The sequence below is a fragment of the Acinetobacter halotolerans genome, assembly GCF_004208515.1.
In the GTDB taxonomy this organism is placed as follows: domain Bacteria; phylum Pseudomonadota; class Gammaproteobacteria; order Pseudomonadales; family Moraxellaceae; genus Acinetobacter; species Acinetobacter halotolerans.
This window is the reverse complement of sequence record NZ_SGIM01000003.1, coordinates 172,052-193,866: the sequence shown is the minus strand read 5'-3', so window position 1 is coordinate 193,866 and position 21,815 is coordinate 172,052. Positions and strand designations below refer to the sequence as shown.

The window sequence follows — 21,815 nt, the reverse complement described above, 5'->3', positions numbered from 1 at the left end:
GTCACCCTTGTAACAATAAATAGATGAATGTCATCAAGACACTCGGCAACACCACAGCTAGCCAGACTTTAAGCGTCGATTTGACCATGAATATCCATACAAACAAGGCACAATGAATGATAAAAGCCAGCATAGTGACGCTTAAAACAGCATTGGCTTTTAAAGGCTCTGAGGGAAATAAAAAAACAATCAGCATCACCGCAATGGCTACAAGGTAATAAGCACCAAAAATTGCCAGTACAAAACGTGAAAAAATCATCAAGCGATATTTAAGCAATGATGATTGTTGAATTCGATTTTTGGAGACACTTTTCGTGGTAACGAAAGGAACAGACGCTTCAATAGTCATAGCAATACCAACAGGAGTGGCGATGATCCTAAATCATCCCCACCTTAATCTATTATTAAAAAGTGCTTGAAGAATACACAAAACAATTAAAAATAACAATAATGACAACCATTATCATTTGCAATTGATTTAATTTTCCTCTAAATAAATGAAATTGCATCTATTTGAATGAATAAAATAACTATTTTCTCCACATCCAGATCAATACCATGAACATACATGCGATAGCTGGATAGACAAACCAAGGGTGTGGAATCGTCCAGATCATCACTCCTGCTGCTATGCTCATACTAATTGTTGACATATATTTTGCTTTTTTAGGTATGCGACGATTTTCCCTCCATTCTTTTATGATGGGACCGATAAAACGATGGTTTAACAACCATTGATGAAGTTTTTCTGATCCCCTCGCCGCAAAGAAGACCGCCAATAAAATAAAATCGACAGTTGGTAAACCTGGAATAAAAATCCCGATTACTCCCAGTGCAATGCATAACCAAGCGAGACATATAAATAACATGCGCCACCAAATCGAACGTGCGACTTTACTTTCTGATGGTGGTGAGGAAGTCAGTTCCATATTTAACTTATTCTCTGTGTGATCCATATGTTTCATACTCAGTTAGGCATAGTTTGATGAGTTAAGTGCTTTGAGAATTTTCTAATCTTTGCTTTGTATTTCCCCAATCTGGATAAATAAAAATTGCTTCTCAAAGATTTAGTGCATTTCATCCAATCGGTTGAGTGCATGACCAAAATATCCAAAAGCATCTAATGCACCTTGGATCACACGGTCTTGTTGAGACTGATCAAAGCCTGCCTCATCCAAGGCTTGTACAAAACGTTTCCATACCTTGGCACGACCTTCTGGATAGGCAGCAAGGTTTCGAGCAGCAAAAGTTTCAGAAAAACCTAAACGCTTTTGTGCTTCTTTAAATAAAAAGGCTGCGCCTAAAGTTGAACCCTCCGAAACGTAGATCCAGCCTAATGCTTCAGGCATTTCGATATTTTTACTTTGTAAAGGTTCACCTTTGGGTTGTAGTCCCAAGTCTTGCAAATCTGCAAGTGCTTGTTGAGAGCGTCCACGAATCCCTAAATCTGGGATGAGTTCCGCCACCCCTTGTTTTTCGAAAAGATGTTCAATCTCTTTTTGAAAGTAGTACTGTGACAAGGTGAATTGTGTATATCGCTCTTTACTCGAAAATACCGCTGCTTCAGCCATCAATTTGTGCATACGCTCATGTTCAGTTGCGGTTTCATGTTTTAAACGTTGGGACAATTGATTAGCAATCATCTGTTCTGTCGCTGCATTCATTTTCTTTCTCCTAAAATAGATATCACGGATGGTTCAACGATTCCGACTGAGTTTAAGTTGGACTGGGAAGTCCACGACCACGGCCACTGCTCGGCGGTTCACTTGATAAGGTTTAAATTTTGATTTAAGTGCAGCTTGTATGACACGTTGATCCAAGCTGCTGATGCCTGAGCTTTGTTGTAGTTGAATATCTGTCGCCTGACCGTTTTCATTAATGCGTATACGAAGTTCAACAGTACGATCTTGTTGTTTTAGTTCACGATCGTCATAGCTTAGTTTTGCAAAACTCAATACATCTACACGACTCACTTGTAATGGTTCATTTGGAGCAACTTGGCTATCTGGAGCACGTGCAAGTTCCTGTTCTGTCACAGGTGCTGTTACACCACCAGCTTTTGAATGGCTCTCTCCTTGTTGTTTAGATACACTTGGACTTTGCTTCGATGTGAGCTGTTGTTCGATCTGTTTTGTTTTTAACGTCTGATCTTTATTCAGAGATGGCTCTGAATCTACAGCCACTTGAGTTGGGGTAGCTTGCTCATTTTTATGATTATGTTTTGGCTGGCTATCTGTTATCACACGATCAGCATGTGTGCTGCTGAGTGTGCGAGTATTTTCAGCGGGTTTGGATGATACAGTTGCTTTTGAACTCTCTGATACGCTTCGTTTTTGCTTCTCTGACTTGATTGCAACAGCACTTTGTCCAGACGAACGTGGTGATGATTGTTCGGCACTGGACAATGAAACGAAGTGTACTTTTAATGCATTCACTTTAGGTGAGCTATCCAATGTATAAGGTTCTATCGAATGGCTGAGCAACCACAATACCGCGATATGCAAAAGTATGACCGTACCTGCAACGCCCCATTTCCCGAAATGATGAGGAGGCAATTCAGAGAAGCGAGGAAATTGTTGTTTGTAACTTGGAGATAGATTTTTTAGTTTCATCAGCCTCTCCTAGAAACGGTGTTCGAGTTTCAGGCTGACATTGTGCTTGTCATAGGTGTACAACCAATCCACATTGCTATCATTGTGGTTATAACGATACGTTAAATTCGGTGTTACGCCATAAAATTTGAAGCGTGGCATTTGCACAACAAAAGTATAATTTTGTTCAAAATCATGTCGTCTTGCTTCATAAACCTTTGCGTATTTATCAAATTGTCGCCAACGATAAGAACTTAATAATGTTGTATTAATTCCAATATTCCATGGTTTACTTATACCTAAACGAATTCCTTGTTGCTGGTAAGCCGCGATATATTGTTCTTGTGTTGAACGATCAAGGACATCAAGTCCGCCAAAGAATGTCCATTGTTCTGGCAAAATTTTCCAAAAAGTCGCCAGTACCGAACGCTCTTGCCCATTGAGGGTTTTATAAGTGTGGTAATCAAAATCTTTAATTTCTGCTTCAAGTTTGAGTGCTTTATCACCTGAAATAAATCGCATCAATTCAATCCGCCCGCCCCAAGCATCGTACAAACTCTCGTTGCCATAACGTCTGTGTTCAAATAGTGGACTGAAATTAATTTGGTTTTTTAAATCGTAATAGCTATAACCTGCATTAACGTTGAGGGTGGATTCATTATAATTGCTTTGGTTATCGTAAGACTGTCCATAAGCTAGAGCACGTAGTGCAACGCCATGATTTTCTTTAATGGAAAAACGTTTGATCAAACTTGCATCATAATCCAAGCCTTCTGCTGAAACTGCTTTTGGACTTCCTCGTGTAATTTGAGCTGGGATAATGTTGCCATCTTTATCCATGCCATACAGCGTCCAAGTTTTACTTTGTTCTGATGAACTGTTTAGATTGCTCGCATAAGTTGGACCGACAGCAATAGAACCTTGCCATGCATCTCGTTGAGCAAGCGCTTTGACGAAAAGCTGAACCGTTTTTTGCACTTCTGGTGGAATGACACTGTAGTCACTATGTTTTAATTTATTTTGAATCGAAAGAAAAAGGTGTGCTGCCTCTTTATTCTTCTGTTGTTCAAACAGCACACGCGCTAACTCGAGTTCACAAATTAGATTGTTCGGTTGTTTATTCAAACTGCTTTGGAATTTTTGTTCAGCCAGTTTTAGTTGTCCTTGAGCACGAGCCAATGCTCCTTCTGCAAAATCAGTTAAAGCCTGATCATACTCAGGATAGTTTTGATAATGCACTAAATAAATTTGAACATTTACCCATTGTTTTTGCATAACAGCGAGATATAGCGCTTTAGCTAGATCATCTTGGTTTTTCTCTACGGCATAGACTTTTCCATTGATTTGGAGTTCAGGTAACTTTTCAGTGCTCCGAATCGTACCTTGTGCTTGAAATGAACGCTGTTGTTGTAATAACTGCTGATCTAGGCTCTGATTTAGGCGAAGTTGAGTCTCATCATCCGCATAGAGTGATGTATTTCCCCATAAAGCCAAGCAACACAGCAATGTTCGTTTCATATCAACCGCAAACCAAAATGTAAAATCATCAAAGCATAAAAAACAGAAGGAACCTACAAATGTAGATTCCTCTCGCCACGATTAGTTTTTCGCACCGCCAAATGCAGTGTTATAAGATGCGTTATTAAACTCGGCGATACCTGCCAAAGCCGCAGCATTTGCACCAAAGAAATGTCCTTGGACAATACCTGTATTATTTAACCCAGCTGTACCATTGGCGCTTGCTGCACCAGCAAACTCAGCAGTACCCGGATTAAATGTCACACCATTCAATGTTAAGTTTGAAACCGCTGTACCTGTTCCCGTTAAAGAACCTTCAAGCGTCCCCGTACCAAAATTCGCAGTGAAATTACCAGTTAACAGATTCGTCGCAGATCCATTAATCCCTGCAACGGTATAAGTTGCAGTACCTGCTGTTGGTACGGTGGTATTGCTATTGTCACCCGCATAATAGACGGTATGGCTCGCACTCGCTGCTGTATCGCCAGCCTTCCACCACTCACCAAAATATACTTCCTGCGTACCCACCTGACCAAAATTGAAGTTACCCAAAGCACTATGTGAAGGTGGCATAGCCGATACAGGAATGTGTGAAATATTGAAGCTCTTGCTACCCACTGTGACATTGGTATTACTGGTACCTTGTGCCGCAAATGCTTGTGCCAAGCCTTTTAATGAACTAAAACCTGTAAATGCATTGTATGGTGCGCCTGCCGCTTCTATAGATATTGCTGCTACACCGTCTGGATGGCTAGCATTTGCAGCCGTGCCGATTCTGATGTTTGCTTCATTGCTAGAAGCACCATCAATAGCTGCATGAGAAAATACAGCAGAACATGCAACTAGACCGATGAACAGTTGAGAGATTTTCATTTATTGTTACTCCATTTATTTGAAGATAAGTTATTGTTTCAATAAGGATAACGCTATCGTTATCATGTCGTTGTATGAGCAGTTGAATCTATAAAACTGCTTTTTAGTTATGTAAATAATAATCATTCAAATCTATTATTTACGCCTATCTAATCCCAACTCACCAAAAGTAGGAATTAAATTCTGAGTTAAAACTTCGTGGTCCAACTGATTTTAAGGGTGCGACCAGGTGCGGCCATCGCACTCCGAGTAAGCGGATCGATATAAAATCGGTTTGAAAGATTATTTCCTACAAACTCAACGGTGTTGTAGGTATCTACTTGATAACGTGCATAAGCATCAAAAATCCATGTATCGTCCCATGCCAAAGGTACATTGAGGTAATAGCCTTTATTGACGCTATCATCATTGTTTTTACGCAGTGGGCTTTCATAAGCTTTATAGAAAGTTGCACGTGCCCCAAGTTCAAGCGCTTCATCAAAGAAACGTGCGCCGAATAATGCATGTGCACTGAATTCTGGTGTAGACATTGTCACCAGATATCCATTGGGAAAACCGTCATCGACGCAGCGTTGGTAAGCATCACGGAATTGAATGCCATGATCTGTTTGTACAGTGCCACTATTGATCATCCTGTCAATCGCACTATTGCTATCACAGACTTCATTTTTGAGGTTATAAGCCAAACTTAAATCTGTGAAGAAAGCACCATTGTCAAAACGGCTTTGCAGTTCTAGACCTGAAAGTTTTTGCTCATCCATGTTGGTAAAAATCAGATTTTGATTTCGTTCGATCACGTTCTTGGTTTTGTTGTAGTAATACGCCAGTTTAAAGTCAGCATTGCGTGCTGAACTGAACCAGTCACGCATATCATAGACATAACCCACTTCATAGTTAAAAGCATGTTCAGGTTTAACAGCTTGATAAGGCATCATTGCTGAAAAACCGACAGTGCTTTCAAATAAACTCGGCAAACGATATTCTTCAGCATATCGTGCATAGAGTCGGTTATTTTGGGTCAGTTGAATCGCTGCACTTAACTGAGGCGCCCAACCGCTATCTTTAACTTTGTTTACAGATTCAATTGGAACTTGTTCAATTACAGCGGGCTTAAAGCCATTTCCGATCACTACATATTTCTGATCTAAAGCGTTCAGTTGATCCAAAATGTTGTCAGCCAAAGCCAAATGACCATTTGGATCTGCTTTCCATGTCAACGTATTGATTTGTGACCAAATTCGGCTATATAAATTTGTCTCGGATGCAGGTACTGTCTCTAAGCGACCATCCCAATCAGGATTGCTCGTTGCATAGCGTTGTGATAGTAGGTTGAGCATGCGCTGCTGCTGAGCATTATAGCTTTCAGGCATGGTTCGATATTCAAAACTATATTCTTTGAGTCTATTTTTCTTGGTAAATAATGGATTGAGCGTAGGATCAACCCCATCGCGGATCGATTTATTTAAGAAGTCATCAAAAGCCCAATAAGAACGGTAACGCATACCCGCATCGAAGCTTAACCAAGACAAGGGACGATAATTAAAATTAAAATCAAAAGTTTTCTCTTCACGTCGTCCAGCACGCGGTAAAGCTTGGTATAAGGAATAGCTTGAACCATGATCACCATAGACATCATCAGATGTCAGCTTTTCTTTTAAGAAACTTCCACCCAGCGTCAAATCGAGTTGATCAGTTAAATGTGCTTTATTGCTCACTGTAATGCCCTTACGGGTATTATCTGAATGACTGACTGCGGTATTAATAATTTTGTTATCACGAAAGTCTATCGTGGTTGGCCAGCCACCACGAGTATAAGTCTGACTTTCAGTATCGGTTTGCCAAACATTGGCATAAAAATCGACCCACTGATTGCTTTCAGGTTTAAATTTGTATTCCAAACTGTACGCTTTTGAACGGATATCACTGAGGGGCCATTGAGGTACACCCAAATCAGGTGTTATTCCCCATTGAATACGGGATGGCATGATTTCGCCAAATTTATTTTTAGTATCTCGATAAGTGAGTTTTAAGGTTTGGAAATCTGTAGGTCGATAGGTTCCTTTGAAAAGCCAAGATTCCATCTGGCTAGATGTATTTGGAACTTCATCACCCGGTTTGTAAGCATGTGCAAAATATGGAATAAAATCGAAATTGTCATTATTGGGTTCAGCACGTTTGTAATAACCCGCACCGTGTGTTCCTGAAAAATAATTGCCACGTTCACGAACAGCATAAACTGCCAATAAATCGAATTGATCTTGTTTCATTGCCAGTGCCAGTCGACCGGCCAAATCATCGCCAGAGAAATTAGAGTTATCTTTTCGGGTTCTATTTTTCTTGTAAATATCAGGATCATATCGGGCGCGATCTATTTCAATCCATGGTGTTGTCTCACTATAATCACGACCTACTTTACTCATGTCGGGTAGCGATGGATCTATTGAGTTCGTTGAGCCTTCTACTTTTAATTCAGCACCAAAGGTTCTTCCTGCGCGGACAATATCATCAGCTTCAAGTGTTTTAACCAACACCCCACCACCAACAGATGTTGTGGCATTACGTTCTAGTGAAGGTCCTTTGATGACCTCGATACCAGCAATCAAGTTCGGATCAATATAGTTCCGATTGTTAACACCGTTATACCCTCGCCAAACAGCGACCGATTGCTCTGTTCCATCAATCGTTAATGGTACTCTACCAACACCTTGCACACCGCGAACACTTGGATCAAGTGCGCCGCTATTCCTAGCATCACCACTATACACCCCGACCATACCTTGTAATACATCAGCAGGATTTGTACCTTTAAAACGCTCTACATATTCTTTACCTGCATACACTGAAGAATGATTTGCGTCATAAACCTTGTTATAACCTTGTGTATCACGATCTTCTTGACCGTAGACAACGATGGGAGCTAAACGAGCTGAGGCTTCATTCATTGAATCGCGCTGATCACTCATAGGAGAAACTGAAGCAACTTGATTGGCTGTTAATGGTGGTGCTTTTTTTGTGAGTGTATAGCCTTGCCCAACTTTCACAGCATAAAATTCTGTGTTCATGAGAATATGTTGAAAGCCTTGCTCTGTAGAGTAACTTCCTTTTAAGCCAGTACTATTTTTTCCTTTTAACTGTTGTGCATCGATTGCAATCGAAGTGCCTGATTGCTCTGCAAATTGATTTAACACATTTGCCAATGTACCTGCTGAAATATCATAAGATTTGGCATTTGTCGTTGCTGCATATGCAGAATGTAACGGTAAGGCTAAACTCCCGATTCCCACGGTATAGATAGCAAGTGCAAGCTTTGATAGTCGAAACAGACTTTTTCTCTGTTGCTGGCCATTTCCCAAGTTTTCCATTACACACCCCAGTAAATAGAAATAAGAATCATTCAATACAAATAATTAAAATGATCCAAATTTATTGCTTCTATTTACTATGACGAACAAGTAACAAAAAAGTGGAACCAAAAAATTAAAAAAATTTGCTAAGTCGTCACAAAAATCACATAAGGTGTAATTTGATATATTTTTAATTGAGGAAAAACTGCCCCGATCAGTTTAAGTGCGTCTTGTGTTTGGTCTAGTGGTAATACAGCATTAACGTGTATCTTGCTCAATGCTGAATCATTAAAAATAATTTTTCCTTTGTAGTTCTGATCCAAGGCTTTCAGCACCTGATTAAGTGGTAGATCTTCAACCATCAGTTGATGTTTATTCCACTTTTGCTGCTCATTATAGCGATTTAGTACTGAAATTGGCGTTAAACCATTTTGATCTATTCCAATTGCTTGCCCTGCTTCCACTATTGCTTGATTGACTTTATTTGCAGGTGTTGTCTTGGATGGTTTGGCTCGCACTTGAACTTTTGAATGCAGCATTTTTAATGCTGTTATCTCTGGTTGATAAGCAACACTAAAAGCTGTTCCGAGTGCCTGTATTTGTCCATGAGATGTTTTGACAATAAAAGGTCGATGCAGATCTTTAGCAACATCAACAAAAATTTCTCCTTGCACCAGCTCAACCACTCTTTGGTTCGTCTTAAAATCAATATTGACGGCACTTTTACCGCGAAGAATGATTTGTGAGCCATCTTGTAATGTTTGAGTGGTCCACTGACTAGAATTACTGCGAATATCCGCAGCAATATAACCTAGCGATGTATCTGATAAATATAATGTACCAACACCCAAAGTGCATAGGACGATCGCAAATGCTGTACCTGTTCGGATGTTTTTATAAACCTTTCCTGATCCCAGCCCAGCTTTGAGTGCCGATTTGGTAATTTTTTTATGATGATTATGTGATAACTTTTGAATCGAACCGAGACAGCGTTCAATATCGTTGGCAATCTTTTGATGTTGCTGACTATTTTTTTTCCATTGTCTGAATTGTACTTCTGCATTACGACGAGTCACCTCATCATCCGCGCTTAATTGAACAATCCATTGTGCTGCCTCTTCAACCAATTGCTGGTTATGATTCTTTGTCATTTAAACCAACACATCCATATCCATTCGGGTTTGATAGCACTGTACCAAACAACTGGCCAAATACTTTTGGATCATCTTGGTCGAAACACCGAGTTTTTCAGCCGTTTCTTTATGCGTATAACCCTCTAAATAATGCAAGATAAAAGCCTGTTGGGCTTTTTCAGAGACCGCTTCTAATGCTTTGCATAACTGATGAATTGCTTGAATGATTTGCACCTGTTCTTCGGGAGAAATAACTGCATCAAGCATGTATTCCATTTCACTCAAACCATCAAGATACGCTTGTTCAATTCTTTTCCGTCGTACTTGATCGATCAATAAATTTTTCGCAATTGAAGTCAAATAAGCTTTTGGTTCTTTGACGCCCAACAACTCATCGCGTGTCTGAAGGATTTTAATAAATGTATCTTGAACTAAATCAGCAGCTTGCTCAGAACTTCCAATTTTCTTTCGCAGCCAATGATGAAGCCACCCGCTATGGTTTCTGTATAATTCATCAACGAGTATCGGGTTTTTGTTCACAATCATTGACTCAAAAACAAAGTATTTACAAATGATAATTATTATCATTTGTAAAATCAAGAAAGAATAAGAATAAAGTTTCTCTGCTTGCCTATTTTCGCCGCAAATTAGTTTTAATCTGATTGGCACTTATTTTGCTTAATTAGTATTACGTTTTATAAAAAATGTAATATTAAGAGGCAAACAATATGAGTTACGTTGCACGCGAACTCAGCCAAACCAACAAAGTGTTATTTGGTCTCGGGTCATTTTTAATACCAATTTTGTTGTGGTGTGCTGTGAGTTATTTGCCATTTCTATGGCACCCACAAGTCAAAATTACGGATACAGGCAGCGTGGCATACCTACAGATTGATAGTCGTATTGCTAAAGAGGTCTTTTATTCTGAAGCACAAAGTGCTGTAGATCATGGTTTAAAACCACCTCAAGGAATCTTAGTCAATCCCATTTATTTGCCTGCTCCTCACGAAGTTGCCAAAGCGCTTGTTACAGCGTTTACGACGCCACCTGTTCAAGCCAATGCGCCGTGGTTTCATGAAAGTCTTTGGCACAGTATTAAACTGGTCTTCACTGCATTTTTTATCTCATCGCTCATCGGTATACCTTTGGGGATTTTATGCGGTTTTTCAAAGACAATTTCACAACTTACAGAGCCGTTTGTTGAGTTTTTCCGTTATTTGCCTGCCCCTGCCTTTGGTGCTTTAGCTGTTGCTATATTAGGTATCAACGATGCACCAAAAATAGCCATTATTATCATAGGTACGTTATTTCAACAGATTTTAATTATTGCCAATACAACTCGATTAGTTGATCGCAGTTTAATTGAAGCAGGTTTTACACTTGGAACGAACAAAACCAAAAGCTTAATTCATGTGGTGATTCCTGCTGCCTTGCCTGAGATTTATCGAGATTTGAGAGTTTTGTTGGGTTGGGCGTGGACTTATTTGATCGTTGCTGAGTTGATTGGGAGCACATCAGGTATTACATGGTTTATCACCCAACAAGCGCGTTACCAAAATTTTGACAATGTTTATGCAGCCATTCTCATCATTGGTGTGATTGGTCTGATCTGTGATGTCATTTTAATGAAACTTGGACAGCAGCTTTTTAAATGGAAATCAGGAGCACACTAATGACAAATACCCATTTCAATGCTCGTGAGTATTTTGATCATATTTATGAACGTGCTGTCATCTTAGAAGCGAAACAACTCACGCAAAGCTTCAAACATGGGAAAACTGAACGAACTGTTTTAAATCAAATTGATTTAAAGATTCATAAACGTGAATTTATTTGTGTGATCGGTCCTTCTGGCTGTGGTAAGTCAACATTCAGTCGGATTGTTGCTGGACTTGATTCTTATTCAGGTGGAGAAATTCTGATTGATGGACAATCGATCATGGGTCCTAGTCCTGAGCGAGGTATGGTATTTCAAGGATATACACTGTTTCCGTGGAAAACCGTCAAAGAAAACGTGATGTTCGGCCCAAAAATGAAGGGACAAAGTGATAGTACGGCCGAGGCTCAAGCACGAGAATGGATTAATATTATCGGCTTAGAAAAGTATGAAAATCAGTATCCTCATCAACTTTCTGGTGGGATGAAACAGCGTGTTGCGATTGCTAGAGCATTGGTGAATGAACCTAAAATTTTATTGATGGATGAACCATTTGGCGCACTTGATCCTCATACTCGTCAGAAGATGCAACGACACTTGATGGATTTATGGCAAAATATTGATATCACAATTATTTTTGTCACTCATGATATGGATGAAGCGATCTTACTCGCTGACCGTATCGTCGCACTGAAAGCCAATCCTGGTGAAATAAAAGAAATTATCGAAGTAGATTTACCTCGTCCACGTCATCCAGATCAAATGCTTTGCCCTGAATTTAAAGCATTGCGTCAACGTGTGGATCAACTGGTTCATGCCGATGAAGATCAACTCGATCCAGCACTCGAAGATTTACCATTGATTCCTCGTATGACCAAAGTAAGCGATGATTAGCTTAGTTAAATAGAATAAAACCTTTCAAAGCCCACATTTAAAAGTGGGCTTTTTTATATCGAAGTATTATTTTTCACATATATGAATGTATAAAAATCTCCCTATTTTCAAGGAGATTTTTAAGGTTTAATGATTGATCAAATGTACAAAGGATTGCCGTGATCACTTTAGAAATTATTTAATTTCTTCAACGAGCGTTGGGAATATCACGCCATCAACATCTACTTTAGTGGTGTAAACGCCATTTTTAAAATTAAACTCATTGACGTGATAACTTGAGCCATAGATAGAATCAAAGCTGTCGGATTTGGTAAATACCTTCTTATTTTCTTGCAGATCAAGTAAATGGGTTCCGTCAATAAATTGAGCATATTGAGCAGCATCTAAACCAACTCGTTTTGCCATGATTGCCACAGCATCGTCACGTGTTGCTGGATCATTGATATATTTAACAGTTTTATCCCATACCTGAATGATTTTTTTCCAATCTTCCTTATTTGCAGCAAGATGCGTCATATTGACGGTCAAAGTATCATAAATCAGTCCGGGCTTATCTTTGGATGAATAGATGATTTTAGAACCTGCAACCGCTTTCAAAGCTTGATTAGCTACAGGTTGCCAAACTGCAATTGCCGACACATCAGGACTTGCAAACACTTGAGGTAATTCATTGGTGACTGCATTCACTAATGTCACTTCAGAGTTAGCTACTTTGGCATCATCTAAAGCCGTATTGAGTAAGTGATGATCAACCAATCCTTTCTCAACCGCAATTTTTTTACCTTTCAAATCAGCAATATTATTAATTCCATTTTTGGCAATAATGACATCATTTCCTGCGGAATAATCGGTTGCCAAAATCATGATGCCTTTGGTGCCTCCTGAAGCGATCACCAAGTTATCACCATTGGATACAGAAACAGCATCGAGTTGATTGGCAGAAAATGCATTGATTGATGCAGAATAATCGAACCATTTGAATTCGACATTTACCCCCGCTTCTTTAAACCATCCCTTTTCAATAGCAACTTGCCACGCGACCCAACCTGGCCAATCACTGTATCCAATCGTGATTGGCTTAGTGTTGGTACTACCTTCAGTTTTTGCTTTAGACTCTGGAATTTTTGCTGTGTTGTCACAGCCCCCTAAAAAAATCGCTGTCAGCACAGATGCTGAAATCAGTGTTTTTTTGATCATCTTATGCTTGCTCCTATTCTGCTCTGATATTGAGAAATTTTCGTCTTTACAAATGTTTATGTGCCTAAGTGTTTTGTGCGATTGGTGGCATGACGGCATCCATCAATTCCAAATGCCCTTTAATCACCCCTTTTAATGCAATGAACTGCTGACTGATGGCTTTCAAATCACTACTCACACCTTGCATCAACATGACTTGTAGAACTTTGTCATCATCCAATTGAATATGTAATGAACTGATCACCTGAGCTAAGTATTGTTGCTGCAAATCAACAAGTTGCGTTCGCAGTGGTTTTAAGCTCACGTCATATAACAATGTTAATGTGCCAACCATCACTTCATCGTTTTTAGCTAGATCATCGATTAAATGCCGATTAATCATGTCCAAGATCGCTTGTGAACGACTTTCGTAGTGTTGATCAACGATTTTTTGATCAAGTGCACTCAATGTAGTTTCAGGTACGGTAATACTGATTCGAGCTAACTTTTGCTTGGCCACCGTCTTATCCCTTTACCTTGCTTACTTGGTGATTTTGTTTGAAATACAGACCTGCTCTTGCACTGAATAAATCGACTAAAAATTTTTTAATAGGGTGTTTTTCTACAGTGTTGGTTTTGGCTTCATTCATATCGCAGCTCCTACAAAGGTATTACTAAAATTAGTTTTTGTATTACTTATTTAGAATGCAGAATATGTGCCAATTTATAGTGATTGAGATTTGTTGAATAAACTTAAATTAAATAATAAACAAGCCCCACTACGTTGAGATGGGGCTTGTTTAAAGTACTGTATGGCATCAGTTTATTCCATTGTTACTGCTCATGTACTGTTTATTCTTTTTATACATGTTGGAATGAACCGATGTGTGTGATTTAGTGATCAAGTTTATTGTTCTCCTCTATTTATGTTGTATATAAATAAAAGCATAAAGCATGCCAAAATATCAGATAGTATGGATTCGGTCAGAATAAAAGATAAATAAGACACTTAGCTAAAGGAAGCACGAATGAGGATAATTTTCCCATTTTAAAATGCCTAAAAAATGTACCAAATCGCACCATTTAGGTACGCTAAATGCATCAATGTGTAGCTGTGCATATAAAACTTTTTAAGAGACCTATTAATAATAGATCTCTTAAAATCACTACTTTCATCAAACCACTGGCGCTAGCGTAAATAACACTTGCCCTGTTTTAACAGTTTGTCCTTTTTCGATCGTAATGCTTTCAACTTTCATGCGTTCGGGCGCAATAATCGGAATTTCGATTTTCATAGCCTCGATGACCGCTAGCGTTGCTCCTTCCTCAACTATATCACCAGATTGACATTCAATTTTCCAAATCGAACCTGGCATATGTGATTCAACTGCACACCCACCATCAGGAATGATGACTGTTTCACCTTCATCAACAGCATCCAAACTCTCTGAGACATATTCTGCAAGACCAGCCTCATGCCAACGGCGACGTTCAGCATCAAAGTTAGCTTGTTGAGTTGCTTTAAAACTTGAAATGGTTTCAGCATTGTCTGATAAGAATTGATTATATTCTTTGAGGTTTAAAACACCTTCCTCAATTCTGAGTTTGAGTCGTCCTGCCTTAAAATCCTCACGCATTTGCATGAGTTCTGTTTCAGAAACTTCATAGAATTTAATCTGATCAAAGAAGCGTAATAACCACGGTTTACCTTGCTCAAAGTCTGCATTTCTACGATAGCGAGACCACATTTGAGTCGTTCTACCCACAAACTGATAGCCACCCGGTCCTTCCATTCCATAGACACACATATAAGCACCGCCGATTCCAACAGCATTTTCAGGTGTCCACGTTCGTGCAGGATTATATTTAGTCGTTACGAGTCGTTGACGTGGATCAAGCGGTGTTGCAACTGGTGCACCGAGATATACATCACCTAAGCCCATCACCAAATAATTTGCGTTATACACCACGTCTTTTACGGCTTGTTTATCTTTTAGACCATTAATGCGACGGATAAATTCTATATTGTCCGGACACCACGGTGCATCAGGACGTACCGTTTGCATATAACGATCAGTTGCCAATTGCGTTTGTGAATCTTCCCAAGCCAAAGGTAAATACACAGTACGTGAAGGAACTTGCATTTCAGTCACATCAGGCAATTCTGTTTCGGCTTGTTTGAGTAGGTTCAATAAATTCTGTTGATCCAGTTTGAGTGAGTCATAATGAATTTGAAGTGAGCGTATTCCCGGTGTTAGATCAATGATACCTATGATGTTTTGATCTTTAACCCACTGCATTAATGCATGTATGCGGAATCTCAAATTCAGGTCTAAAACCAATTCGCCATACTCAACCAACATGTAGTTATTACCAGCGGGGCGATAAACAACATTTGGCGTATGATCTTGACCATCTAAACGATCTAATACGGCATCATTTAAGCTATCAAACTCAACATAAAAGCTTTGACCGAATTGCACATCATTAAGATGCTCAGTACTGAGTATATGATGATAGGTTTGATTTAATTGGGTTGCTTGTTCATATCGAATAGGAACAAATTTAACTTTGTCTCCTGCTTTTAATTGACCTAATTTCCAAAGTTCAGAATGAACAACGACTGCTGGGCAAACAAAACCACCAAGACTCGGACCATCAGGACCTAAAATGATTGGCATGTCTCCAGTAAAGTCGATTGCTCCAATAGCATAGGCATTGTCATGAATATTGGAAGGATGTAAACCTGCTTCGCCGCCATCTTCACGCGCCCATTCTGGCTTTGGACCGATCAAGCGAATTCCTGTACGGCTTGAATTGAAATGTACTTCGAAGGAATGCTCAAAGAAAGCATCAATATCTTGTTTGGTGAAAAAATCAGGCGCACCATGCGGACCATACATCACTGCAATTTCCCAACTGTTTGAGAATGTCGGGACTTGTTCAGCATTCAAACCAGTTTGTTGATCTGAACTAAAAGAAGTGATTGGCAACATATCACCAATTAACAAATTACGTCCTGCATGACCACCAAATTGACCCAAAGTAAATGTCGCTTGTGAACCCAAGTATTTGGGAACATTCAAACCACCTTTGATGCCAATATACGTTCTACATCCTGTGATGATTTTACCGCATTTAAGAATTTGCCCTTTCTTGACATTCATCGTTTGCCACATTGGAATGTGCTCACCGTCTAAGGTTGACGGCATGTCACCACCTGCAAGCACGATTTGGCTATCACAGTGAAACTTTAGTGTAGGTCCATGCAATGTACATTCTAAACCTGCACTATTAGATGCATTGCCAAGTAGTTGGTTTGCCACGTTTAAAGATAAAGGGTCAATCGCTCCAGACGGTGGTACACCCACATCCCAGTAACCTAAACGCCCAGTGACATCTTGTATGGAAGTTTGAATACCAGCTTGCAATATCTCGATTTTTTGAGTTTTCCACTCAAAAGTATTGAGGAAACGAGTGGTTTGTGTACCCGCTTTAAACACTTCACAATCCATAATATTCTGTAAATATTCAAGATTGGTTTCGATACCTGCCACCTGAGTTTTGGCTAAGCTATGATTCATTGCTTGAATAGCCGCATCTCGATCATTTGCCGTGACGATAATTTTAGCAATCATCGGATCGTAAAATGAGGAAACAGTCGAGCCAGTTTCTACCCATGTTTCATTACGTGCTTGATCATCAAATTCAACAAAGGTCAGTAAACCTGCACTCGGTTGGAAGTTTTTGATCGGGTCTTCAGCATATAAACGAACTTGTATCGAATGTCCTACTGATTTCAAAGATTGCGTTGGTGCTGTCCAGTCGCCACTCGCAAGTGTGACCATCCATTCAACCAAATCCACGCCATATACTTGTTCTGTGACACCATGTTCAACTTGTAGACGGGTATTTACTTCCAAAAAGTAAAAGTCTTGCGTGTCCGTATCCATCACAAACTCAACAGTACCCGCTGAACGATAATTCACGGATTGCATGAGTTGAATTGCAACAGTCTGAATATATGAACGTTGTTGATCATTTAAATGTGGTGCTGGCGTTTCCTCAATGACTTTTTGATTGCGACGTTGAACAGAACAATCTCGTTCACCTAACGCTAAAACTTGTCCTTGACCATCACCAAATATTTGCACCTCGATGTGGCGAGCATTCTGTACAAATTTCTCTAAATACAGTCCTGCATCTTTAAAGTTTGCCTGTGCAAGATAAGAAACTGTTGTGAAAGCATCTTTAAGCTCTTCTGCATTCCATACCAAGCGCATGCCGATACCACCACCGCCTGCGGTACTTTTTAGCATCACAGGATAACCAATGCGCTCTGCTTCAACCAATGCCTCTGCTTCATCAGCCAAAAGTTGGCTACCCGGCAATAGTGGCACATTTGCTTCGATTGCAAGCTCTCTAGCGGTATGTTTCAAGCCAAATGCACGCATTTGAGCTGAGTTTGGGCCGATAAATGCAATTCCTTGTGATTCACACAAATCACAAAAATCAGCATTTTCAGATAGAAAACCGTAACCAGGGTGAATGGCATTCGCACCTGTTTGTTTGGCGACTTCTAAAATTTTATCAACGTTGAGGTAACTCTGACTCACGGGTGCATCACCGATATAAATCGCTTCATCTGCTAAGGTCACATGCAATGAATCTCGGTCTGCCTCAGAGTAGACAGCAACGGATTGAATACCTAATTTTTTTAGTGTTCGAATAACACGACATGCAATCGCTCCACGATTGGCGATTAAAACTTTATCAAACATAGACTAAGCCTCCTCACCATCACGAATCACTAATTGGATCGGTGTCGGGTTATAGGCATTACAAGGATTATTCAGTTGCGGGCAATTAGAGATCAGCACGATTAAATCCATTTCTGCTTTGATCTCGACAAATTTACCCGGTGCAGAAATACCATCATCAAATTTCAAATGTCCATCAGATGTAACAGGAACATTCATAAAGAAATTGATATTTGGACCAATGTGGCGCACATTCAAATTGTGCTTTTTCGCGATGGGATGTTTGGCTAAGGCATACATGAAATTGTTGCGGCAACTATGCATAGGATAAGTTTCATGTGCATAGCGCACAGTATTACTTTCGCAAGAACATGCGCCACCCAACGTATCGTGACGACCGCAGTTATCATCATGAATGACTGCAATTAGCCGTCCAAAGTTACTGTATAAAGATGTACCTTTTTCTAAATAGAGATATTGATTCATGGCAAGCGTATCTGTAGCGCTATAACGCTCTTCAGGATTTTCTGCTGAGATAAATAATGTATCAACAGCTTGATTGCCCTCTAAATCGATAATCCGAAAGTATTGCCCTTTTTTGACTTCGCACATCCACGCTTCACCCGCAGGACAAACTTCACTTAATGTTGCTTTTTCAAAAGTATGTAAACTTGTCATGATGCTTCTCCTATAGCTTAATATGCTGAACTCAATGCGTAGTAACGTGCGTTGTTTTGAAAAGCACGCTGATTTTGTGGACAGGCATCACGACAAATATCGTGGTCGGCTAAAGGATTGGCTTTATATAAAGACAATTGAATATCGCTTGGTTGATAGAGCGAACTGTTATCTAAACCATGTGGGGCAGCAGAAAGGAAAACCAAACAATCCATTTCAAAACGTAATTCAATGATTTGGCTGGTATTGTCTGATTGGGTATAGCTTAGAGCACCTTGATCATTGGGACTCACTTTTGAGAAAAGGTTTACGGTTGCGCTTAAATCAGTCTGTGACAGTGAAAATTTCGCCATCTCTACTAATAAGCCATCTACACCGTTTTGGTACATTTCATTTCGTGCATCTTGAAAACGACGTTGACCAAACTGTTTGCTGATTTGCTCAGGACGACTCGCCCCACAGAACGTATCATTCCAACCATGGTCATCTTTAACGATCGATGCCATGACACGCCCTAAATCTGAATACAAAACATTGCCCGTCGTTAAAAATGCAGTGTGTTGCCCTTTTAAGGTGTCTGGCATGTTGTAACGTTCGAGTTTATCTTCAGCATTCACACAAAACAGTGAAACATTGGCGTTTGAAGCTAACGCTTTGAATTGTAAAACTGCCCCTTTCTGAACTCGTCCAGACCAATGATGACCACCCGGTAGTTTTTCAGTCCAAAGGATCTGGTTGTTATGATATTCGCTCATTCGCATGACCTCTTTTAAGGTTTAAGTCCAACCTCCCGGGCTTTTATCCCTCCGTGTAGTTCTTGCGAACCGTGAACTCTCGGTCTCAGTCATAGCCAACTTTGAGGAGTTGTCTATCGGAACCCTAGATCACTTTATGATGGAATTAATGAAGCAAATGGCGTGCCAGTTTAGTAATACGATTTTTCTATTTCGTCATACTTTTTTGACTTAAAACAAGGCATTTTTATTTTATATGCACTGCGATCAGTCAAAATCAGTGCGCTAGTGTTTATTTCTGAGGCTTTACTGGAAAACATAAAAAGGGTTTTATTTCCTTCAGCACAAACATACTTTGCATTTCTTTGATTCCCGGCAATCTTCGAATGGTCGTCATTGAAAATTCAGCATATGTATCGAGATCTGGTGATACAACTTGCAACAAAAAGTCTGCATCGCCTCCAATGCTATAACATGCAACGACATAATCTAAGGCAGTGACCTCTTCTTCAAATTTCTTTGCCTCTCTTTCGCTATGACTATCAATCGATACACGGACAAACACCATCACACCTAAGCCAAGTTTTTTGCGATCAAGTAAAACGCCGTATCCTTTGATGACTTTGGTGTCTTCTAAATGTTTGACTCTTCGCCAACAGGGCGAGGTTGAAAGACCTAACTGTTCTGATAAGTCAGCATTTGTGGTTCTTGAGTCTTTTTGCAACAACTCTAAAATTCTTGCATCAGTTTTATCAATTTTTAAATTAGGCATAAAATTTCTATTAAATTTAAATATAGGGTTATTTATACCCTATTTTTTATATTTTATAGAACATATAGATCAAATTTACCTGTGTATTTATTAAAAAATAGAGATCCGATTTCATTTGGTTTTAATTGACATGGAACATCTTACACAAACAATGACCTATGTTTTAACTTTAGGATTAGCCGCGATCCTCCCCGGACCGGGCATGACTGGTCTTATGTTTAAGACTTTAGTACAGGGATATAAAAATGGACTGATGATGCTGTGTGGTCTCATCACGGGAGATATCACTTTTTTATTGATTTCAATTTTTCTTTTTTCTTCTCTTCACCATTTCAGTCCACATTTGGTTTTTTATTTGATACTACTATCAAGTTCATACCTGCTTTACTTAGCTTATAAGTTTTGGTTTTTTAACAGTAATCTTTTGGAAAATGAAGCATCTGAAAATCTCAAAAACACGCTTTTTTCCTATAAAGATGGGCTGTTAATTACTTTGAGTAATCCTAAAACCATTTCATTTTATCTCGCAATTGTACCTGCTATCTTCGGTGCGCAGTCATTGCAAAAGCAAAGCTGGTTTTTAGTATCTATTACCATCTTCACGCTTGCCATCATTGGCGGCCTTTATGTCTTTTTTTCATGGAATCTAAAGAAAGTACTCAGTGATATAAAAGTACAAACCATTTTATTAAGAACACTGTCTCTCATGATGGGTATATTGGCTTTGGGAATGTTTTATAGAGAATTTAACATTCAATATTTAGCATAAGTCATTGATTCACAAAGCCCTAAATTACATTTTACTTTAGAGCTTTGTGAATCAAATAAAAGATGAACTCAAATCTTACTTTTTCTTTTTGGTGAACAAATTCAATGCTTGCGCATAATGTGATGGTGCTACACGCTGAATTAGATCTAAAATTTTGGCATCATTGCCAATTAAAACTCGGCGCTGATCCTTTTTAACCGCATTTAAAATTACTTTTGCAGCTTCTTCTGGTGGGGTTTTGAGTACCTTGTTAAAGGCTTTACTGGCTTTTGCAGGATTCAATCCTAAGGCCCGAATACTATCACTCATGCGTGCGCTATTCGCAATGTTGGTGCGTATCCCTCCTGGATGAACACAAGTTGCACTTACGCCGTTGGCTTGTAAGTCCAGTTCTTGACGAAGTGATTCGGTAAAACCACGCACTGCAAATTTAGTCGCATTGTATGCACTTTGCGTAGGTTGTGCTGTTAAGCCAAATAGACTGGAAATATTGATAATATGCCCTTCACCACTTTGCCTTAAATAGGGTAAAAATGCTTTGGTACCATGTACAACACCCCAAAAATTAATATCAAATACCCACTCCATTTCTTCATAGCTCATTCCTTCAACCGTGCTTGCCAGTGCCACGCCTGCATTATTAAAAATGAGATTAATTTTTCCATGTTCTTGAGCGGTATTCGCAGCCCATTCCTCTACAGCAGCGCGATCAACAACATTCAAAGTCGTGAGTGTCACTTTGATCGGATAAGATTTAACAAGCTCCAATGTTTCAGCTAAGCCTTGCTCGTTGACATCACTCAGGGCTAAATGTGTACCTTGTTGTGCCAATAAGATAGCGAGTTGTTGACCGATTCCAGAACCCGCACCTGTAATCGCGGCAACTTTTTGATTAAAATTTTTCATAGCATGGCTC

At 39.4% G+C, this 21,815-nt stretch carries 20 protein-coding genes and 1 riboswitch; of the genes, 3 read left to right on the top strand and 17 right to left on the bottom strand.

Annotated features, from left to right (window positions below):
• Window position 1: 1 nt before the first annotated feature.
• The 9 genes from EXE30_RS05055 to EXE30_RS05015 all read right to left on the bottom strand — a co-directional run bounded on the left by EXE30_RS05055 (window position 2) and on the right by EXE30_RS05015 (window position 9,999).
• A complete protein-coding gene (locus tag EXE30_RS05055; protein ID WP_121929383.1) occupies window positions 2–349 on the bottom strand; it encodes an iron transporter in 348 nt (115 codons plus the stop codon).
• Between the two features lie 181 nt (window positions 350–530).
• Complete coding sequence (locus EXE30_RS05050; protein WP_130161469.1) at window positions 531–956, bottom strand: YbaN family protein; 426 nt, start codon at window positions 954–956, stop codon at window positions 531–533.
• Window positions 957–1,067: 111 nt separating this feature from the next.
• Entirely contained in the window at window positions 1,068–1,664 is a 597-nt protein-coding gene (locus EXE30_RS05045) for a biliverdin-producing heme oxygenase (protein ID WP_130161468.1), read from the bottom strand.
• Window positions 1,665–1,697: 33 nt separating this feature from the next.
• Complete coding sequence (locus tag EXE30_RS05040) at window positions 1,698–2,612, bottom strand: energy transducer TonB (protein ID WP_130161467.1); 915 nt, start codon at window positions 2,610–2,612, stop codon at window positions 1,698–1,700.
• A gap of 9 nt (window positions 2,613–2,621) precedes the next feature.
• The gene (locus EXE30_RS05035) at window positions 2,622–4,109 is read right to left on the bottom strand and encodes a surface lipoprotein assembly modifier (protein ID WP_130161466.1); all 1,488 of its coding nucleotides are present in this window, start codon (window positions 4,107–4,109) and stop codon (window positions 2,622–2,624) included.
• 81 nt (window positions 4,110–4,190) lie between these two features.
• Complete coding sequence (locus EXE30_RS05030) at window positions 4,191–4,982, bottom strand: Slam-dependent surface lipoprotein (protein WP_130161465.1); 792 nt, start codon at window positions 4,980–4,982, stop codon at window positions 4,191–4,193.
• Between the two features lie 188 nt (window positions 4,983–5,170).
• Window positions 5,171–8,344, bottom strand: coding sequence for a TonB-dependent receptor (locus EXE30_RS05025; protein ID WP_130161464.1), 3,174 nt, complete (start codon window positions 8,342–8,344; stop codon window positions 5,171–5,173).
• Window positions 8,345–8,472: 128 nt separating this feature from the next.
• On the bottom strand, window positions 8,473–9,477 hold the full coding sequence (locus EXE30_RS05020) for a FecR family protein (protein WP_130161463.1): 1,005 nt from the start codon (window positions 9,475–9,477) through the stop codon (window positions 8,473–8,475).
• Entirely contained in the window at window positions 9,478–9,999 is a 522-nt protein-coding gene (locus EXE30_RS05015) for a sigma-70 family RNA polymerase sigma factor (protein WP_161412328.1), read from the bottom strand.
• Between the two features lie 188 nt (window positions 10,000–10,187).
• On the opposite strand from EXE30_RS05015, the gene EXE30_RS05010 reads away from it, so the two are divergent.
• Together EXE30_RS05010 and EXE30_RS05005 are read left to right on the top strand one after the other, a co-directional pair.
• A complete protein-coding gene (locus tag EXE30_RS05010) occupies window positions 10,188–11,132 on the top strand; it encodes an ABC transporter permease (protein WP_130161462.1) in 945 nt (314 codons plus the stop codon).
• Window positions 11,132–12,010 (top strand): ABC transporter ATP-binding protein, encoded by an 879-nt coding sequence (locus EXE30_RS05005; RefSeq protein ID WP_130161461.1) that lies wholly within the window; start codon window positions 11,132–11,134, stop codon window positions 12,008–12,010. Before EXE30_RS05010 ends, EXE30_RS05005 begins: the two co-directional genes overlap by 1 nt.
• Window positions 12,011–12,184: 174 nt before the next feature.
• On the opposite strand, the gene EXE30_RS05000 is transcribed toward EXE30_RS05005, so the two are convergent.
• From EXE30_RS05000 to EXE30_RS04975, 7 genes are all read right to left on the bottom strand, one after another.
• Window positions 12,185–13,207 (bottom strand): ABC transporter substrate-binding protein, encoded by a 1,023-nt coding sequence (locus EXE30_RS05000; protein WP_130161460.1) that lies wholly within the window; start codon window positions 13,205–13,207, stop codon window positions 12,185–12,187.
• Window positions 13,208–13,271: 64 nt separating this feature from the next.
• The gene (locus EXE30_RS04995; RefSeq protein ID WP_004639187.1) at window positions 13,272–13,706 is read right to left on the bottom strand and encodes a CopG family ribbon-helix-helix protein; all 435 of its coding nucleotides are present in this window, start codon (window positions 13,704–13,706) and stop codon (window positions 13,272–13,274) included.
• 4 nt (window positions 13,707–13,710) lie between these two features.
• The gene (locus EXE30_RS16115; protein ID WP_257787226.1) at window positions 13,711–13,836 is read right to left on the bottom strand and encodes a hypothetical protein; all 126 of its coding nucleotides are present in this window, start codon (window positions 13,834–13,836) and stop codon (window positions 13,711–13,713) included.
• A 525-nt stretch (window positions 13,837–14,361) separates the two neighbouring features.
• On the bottom strand, window positions 14,362–17,967 hold the full coding sequence (gene uca, locus EXE30_RS04990; RefSeq protein ID WP_130161459.1) for an urea carboxylase: 3,606 nt from the start codon (window positions 17,965–17,967) through the stop codon (window positions 14,362–14,364).
• Between the two features lie 3 nt (window positions 17,968–17,970).
• Window positions 17,971–18,624 carry an urea amidolyase associated protein UAAP2 gene (locus EXE30_RS04985; protein ID WP_005090496.1) on the bottom strand — a complete coding sequence of 218 codons (654 nt, stop codon included), beginning with the start codon at window positions 18,622–18,624 and terminating at the stop codon, window positions 17,971–17,973.
• A gap of 17 nt (window positions 18,625–18,641) precedes the next feature.
• Window positions 18,642–19,385 carry an urea amidolyase associated protein UAAP1 gene (locus EXE30_RS04980; RefSeq protein ID WP_228256107.1) on the bottom strand — a complete coding sequence of 248 codons (744 nt, stop codon included), beginning with the start codon at window positions 19,383–19,385 and terminating at the stop codon, window positions 18,642–18,644.
• A gap of 24 nt (window positions 19,386–19,409) precedes the next feature.
• A riboswitch (guanidine-I (ykkC/yxkD leader) is annotated at window positions 19,410–19,518 on the bottom strand.
• A 132-nt stretch (window positions 19,519–19,650) separates the two neighbouring features.
• On the bottom strand, window positions 19,651–20,130 hold the full coding sequence (locus EXE30_RS04975) for an Lrp/AsnC family transcriptional regulator (RefSeq protein WP_005080650.1): 480 nt from the start codon (window positions 20,128–20,130) through the stop codon (window positions 19,651–19,653).
• A gap of 130 nt (window positions 20,131–20,260) precedes the next feature.
• Between EXE30_RS04975 and EXE30_RS04970 the strand changes: the two genes are divergently transcribed.
• Complete coding sequence (locus EXE30_RS04970; protein ID WP_130161457.1) at window positions 20,261–20,899, top strand: LysE family translocator; 639 nt, start codon at window positions 20,261–20,263, stop codon at window positions 20,897–20,899.
• 75 nt (window positions 20,900–20,974) lie between these two features.
• Here EXE30_RS04970 and EXE30_RS04965 read toward each other — a convergent pair whose 3' ends face one another.
• On the bottom strand, window positions 20,975–21,805 hold the full coding sequence (locus tag EXE30_RS04965; RefSeq protein ID WP_130161456.1) for an SDR family NAD(P)-dependent oxidoreductase: 831 nt from the start codon (window positions 21,803–21,805) through the stop codon (window positions 20,975–20,977).
• Between the last annotated feature and the right edge of the window lie 10 nt (window positions 21,806–21,815).

Excerpts from the sequence above, each read along its gene's own strand:
- EXE30_RS04965 (WP_130161456.1), bottom strand. The coding sequence starts at position 21,805 with ATGAAAAATTTTAATCAAAAAGTTGCCGCGATTACAGGTGCGGGTTCT.
- EXE30_RS05050 (WP_130161469.1), bottom strand. The coding sequence starts at position 956 with ATGGATCACACAGAGAATAAGTTAAATATGGAACTGACTTCCTCACCA.
- EXE30_RS05045 (WP_130161468.1), bottom strand. The coding sequence starts at position 1,664 with ATGAATGCAGCGACAGAACAGATGATTGCTAATCAATTGTCCCAACGT.
- EXE30_RS04980 (WP_228256107.1), bottom strand. The coding sequence starts at position 19,385 with ATGCGAATGAGCGAATATCATAACAACCAGATCCTTTGGACTGAAAAA.
- EXE30_RS05020 (WP_130161463.1), bottom strand. The coding sequence starts at position 9,477 with ATGACAAAGAATCATAACCAGCAATTGGTTGAAGAGGCAGCACAATGG.
- EXE30_RS05040 (WP_130161467.1), bottom strand. The coding sequence starts at position 2,612 with ATGAAACTAAAAAATCTATCTCCAAGTTACAAACAACAATTTCCTCGC.
- EXE30_RS05005 (WP_130161461.1), top strand. The coding sequence starts at position 11,132 with ATGACAAATACCCATTTCAATGCTCGTGAGTATTTTGATCATATTTAT.
- EXE30_RS04975 (WP_005080650.1), bottom strand. The coding sequence starts at position 20,130 with ATGCCTAATTTAAAAATTGATAAAACTGATGCAAGAATTTTAGAGTTG.
- EXE30_RS05055 (WP_121929383.1), bottom strand. The coding sequence starts at position 349 with ATGACTATTGAAGCGTCTGTTCCTTTCGTTACCACGAAAAGTGTCTCC.
- EXE30_RS05025 (WP_130161464.1), bottom strand. The coding sequence starts at position 8,344 with ATGGAAAACTTGGGAAATGGCCAGCAACAGAGAAAAAGTCTGTTTCGA.
- EXE30_RS05030 (WP_130161465.1), bottom strand. The coding sequence starts at position 4,982 with ATGAAAATCTCTCAACTGTTCATCGGTCTAGTTGCATGTTCTGCTGTA.
- EXE30_RS16115 (WP_257787226.1), bottom strand. The coding sequence starts at position 13,836 with ATGAATGAAGCCAAAACCAACACTGTAGAAAAACACCCTATTAAAAAA.
- EXE30_RS05035 (WP_130161466.1), bottom strand. The coding sequence starts at position 4,109 with ATGAAACGAACATTGCTGTGTTGCTTGGCTTTATGGGGAAATACATCA.
- EXE30_RS04985 (WP_005090496.1), bottom strand. The coding sequence starts at position 18,624 with ATGACAAGTTTACATACTTTTGAAAAAGCAACATTAAGTGAAGTTTGT.
- EXE30_RS05010 (WP_130161462.1), top strand. The coding sequence starts at position 10,188 with ATGAGTTACGTTGCACGCGAACTCAGCCAAACCAACAAAGTGTTATTT.
- uca (WP_130161459.1), bottom strand. The coding sequence starts at position 17,967 with ATGTTTGATAAAGTTTTAATCGCCAATCGTGGAGCGATTGCATGTCGT.
- EXE30_RS04970 (WP_130161457.1), top strand. The coding sequence starts at position 20,261 with ATGGAACATCTTACACAAACAATGACCTATGTTTTAACTTTAGGATTA.
- EXE30_RS05000 (WP_130161460.1), bottom strand. The coding sequence starts at position 13,207 with ATGATCAAAAAAACACTGATTTCAGCATCTGTGCTGACAGCGATTTTT.